Source organism: Nocardioides sp., from assembly GCF_025965415.1.
Taxonomy (GTDB): Bacteria; Actinomycetota; Actinomycetes; order Propionibacteriales; family Nocardioidaceae; genus Nocardioides.
Genome location: NZ_JAOPWY010000137.1, coordinates 1 through 3,078 on the forward strand (window position 1 = coordinate 1; position 3,078 = coordinate 3,078).

3 protein-coding genes are annotated in these 3,078 nt (G+C 74.5%); 1 reads left to right on the plus strand and 2 read right to left on the minus strand.

The features are described 5' to 3' along the window. Window positions 1-1,189: S8 family serine peptidase (locus tag JWN97_RS14195; RefSeq protein WP_297623746.1), on the minus strand; the 1,189-nt coding region annotated here is incomplete at its 3' end. A gap of 196 nt (window positions 1,190-1,385) precedes the next feature. Here JWN97_RS14195 and JWN97_RS14200 point away from each other — a divergent pair. Further along, entirely contained in the window at window positions 1,386-1,781 is a 396-nt protein-coding gene (locus tag JWN97_RS14200) for a cold-shock protein (RefSeq protein WP_297623749.1), read from the plus strand. A gap of 3 nt (window positions 1,782-1,784) precedes the next feature. On the opposite strand, the gene JWN97_RS14205 is transcribed toward JWN97_RS14200, so the two are convergent. Beyond that, window positions 1,785-3,078: MFS transporter (locus JWN97_RS14205; RefSeq protein WP_297623752.1), on the minus strand; the 1,294-nt coding region annotated here is incomplete at its 5' end.

Here is a 3,078-nt window from a genome sequence, read left to right on the forward strand (position 1 = left end):
CACCGCGACGGCACTGGCCGGCAGCCAGGCGGGACACCCCGGGTGCGGCCGCGCGCTGCGCGAGCACGGCCCGACCCCTCACGGCGGCGGGGCGACCGCCACCGGTCCAGGAGGGACCGCCCGGCACGGCGATGCGTCCGCGCGACATCCGGCCGACGGCGGAGCCGACCGTGGTCACCCACGGCGCAGCGTGCGCGGCGTACGCCGACCCGGCAGAGTTGCCGGCCGCACCGATGACGACGATGTCGGCCTCGGCGGCGCCGAGCAGCGCGCGCTGGAGCGTGTCGATGCCGTCGCCGCCGGCGAGTGCGAGGTTGAGGACGTCGACCCGGTCGGCGACCGCCGCGTCCACCGCGGAGACCACGTCGGCCGTCGAGCAGCCGTCGTCGTCGGGGTCGGGGGCTCCCCAGCACGCCTTGTAGGCGGCGATGCGCGCCTGCGGGGCCACGCCGCCGAACCGACCGGCGTCGCGGGCGTCGACGCGGACGCTCACGCCGGCGTTGCCCGCGGCGACCGAGGAGACCTGGGTGCCGTGCCCGAGGACGTCGCGAGCCGACAGCGACTCCGACGAGCGGACCCGCTCGGAGCCGAAGCCGTCGACGAACCAGCGGGCGCCCACGACCTTGCGGGTGCAGTCGTCGGCGGACCAGCCGTCGCCCTCGGCGCAGGTGCCGGCGAAGTCGCGGGGTTCGCGACCGAGGCCCGGGACCTCCGCGAAGGCGGGGGACTCGGGCGCGATGCCCGTGTCGACCACGCCGATCACGACACCGGCGCCGCCGCGCAGGCGAGGACTGGTGGCGCTACCGCGGACCACGGCCGTCGTCGTACGTCCGGCGAGCGGGCGGACGCGGTCGCTCTCGATCGCGGCGATGCCGGGCTGGGCGTCGAGGACGGCGACCTGGGCCTCGGAGAGCCGGGCGGCGAACCCGTTGAGCGCCGTCGTCCAGCGGTAGACGGGCTCGCCCGCGCCGATCGCGGCGAGGAGGACGTCCTGGCGGGCGAGCAGGTCGGCGGCGTCCCGCGTGCCGGCGGCGGTGCCGGGACCCTGGAGGGTGACGAGGGTCAGCGCCGTCGAGCCGGAGGCGCCCGGGCCGGCGTCGTCGGCGAGGGCGGAGCCGGCTGCCGGAAGGGTCAGGGAGAGCGCGAGCAGGCCGCACCCGACGATCCGCCCGACCGGCAGTGACCACACGTTGCCCACCCCTCCTGATGCCTCGTCGGGTCCCGCCTCCTGCAGGCGAGGTCACCGACCCTCCCATGGTCCCAGCAGCGGCGTCACCAAATCAAAGGACCGGGACAACCTGTTGGTGGAGCGTCGGCTCCGGCGCCTATCCTGTGCCGCGCCCGTGAACCCACGTGGTGCTGAGTGAGCTGAGTGGAGAAGACCCGTGCCCAGTGGCAAGGTGAAGTGGTTCGACGCGGAGAAGGGCTTCGGCTTCCTGTCCCAGGAGGACGGCCCGGACGTCTACGTCCACTCCGACGCCCTGCCCGAGGGCATCGAGACGCTGAAGGCGGGCACCAAGGTCGAGTTCGGCATCGCGCAGGGACGCCGTGGCGACCAGGCGCTCCAGGTGAAGGTCGTCGACGCGCCCGCCTCCGTCGCCCGCAACCAGCGCAACGCCCAGCGCAAGCAGCCCGAGGCGATGGTCACCATCGTCGAGGACCTCATCAAGATGCTCGAGGGCGTCGAGGAGACCTACCGCCGCGGTCGGCACCCCGAGCGCGCCTCCGGGAGGGGTACGGCGAAGGTGCTGCGCGCGCTCGCCGACGAGCTCGAGCTCTGACGCTCAGCGCGGCGCGGACGCCGCGCGCGGACGGCTGACCAGCACGAAGGTCGCCCACGCGCCCAGGACGCCGGCGGCGATGCCCAGCCCCAGCTGCGGCACCAGGGGCATCGCGATGCCGACGAACCCGCCGATCACCCAGGCCAGCTGCAACGTGGTGTCGGACCGGGCGAACGCGCTCGCCTGGATCCGGCTCGGCACGTCGCGCTGGATGGTGGAGTCGAGCGAGAGCTTGGCCAGCGACTGCGCCAGCCCGGCGGTGAGCCCGAGCAGCACGAGGGTGGGCAGGCCGTAGAACAGGGCGGCCACCACCGCCACGACCGCGTCCGCCAGCAGTGCCAGCACCACCGTCAGCGCAGGGTTGAGCTTCCTGAGCAGCGAGCCGATGGCGATGCCGAGCGTGTTGCCGAGCCCGGCCGCGCCGATGACCAGGCCGAGCAGGATCTCGGGCTTCCAGTCGCCGATCGGGTTGTCGCGCAGCAGGAACGCCATGAACATCGTGAGGAACCCCGAGAGCCACCGAGGCCCGCAGTTGGCCCGCAGGGCGAACGCCACCGCGGCCGGGATCCGGGTCTTCGGTCGCCGCGTCGTCCCGGCGCTGGTCGTGTCGGGGGTGGTCGAGCCGGTCAGCACGAGCTCGCCCTCGCCGTGGCTCGCGTCGACCTTCTCGGGCAGGCGGATCGCCCAGATCGTGGCGAGCACGAAGACCACGAAGGCGTAGCGCAGCGACCACTCGGGTCCGAACGTCGAGGCCAGGATCGCCAGGGGCGCCGAGATGCCCGCGCCGACGACGCCGGCGAGCGAGACCCGGGCGTTGGCCTTCACCAGCGTGAGGTCGGGGGGCAGGAGGCGCGGCACGGCAGCAGCGCGCGTGACGCCGTAGGCCTTGGACGCGACCAGGACCCCCAGGGCCGCGGGGAAGAGCCAGCCGGACTCGGTGATCACCGCGGTCGCGAGCACCCAGCACAGGAAGCCCCGGATCGCCATCGTCGCCCCGACCGCCCACCGGCGGCCGTGGCTGAAGCGGTCGAGGAACGGTCCGATCAGGGGCGCCACGATCGCGAACGGCAGCATCGTCAGGCCGAGGAACAGCGCCACCTGGCCGCGCGCCTCGCCGGTGGGCACCTGGAAGAACAGCGTGCCGGCCAGCGAGATCGCGACCGCCGCGTCGCCGGCCGCGTTGAAGGCGTGCAGCTCGATCAGCCGGGACAGCCCCGAGTCGCCGGCGCCCTCGGCGCGCGCCGCCCGACGGGCCTGCGACACCGCGAACTGACCGGCGGTGCCGGCACCCCGCCCG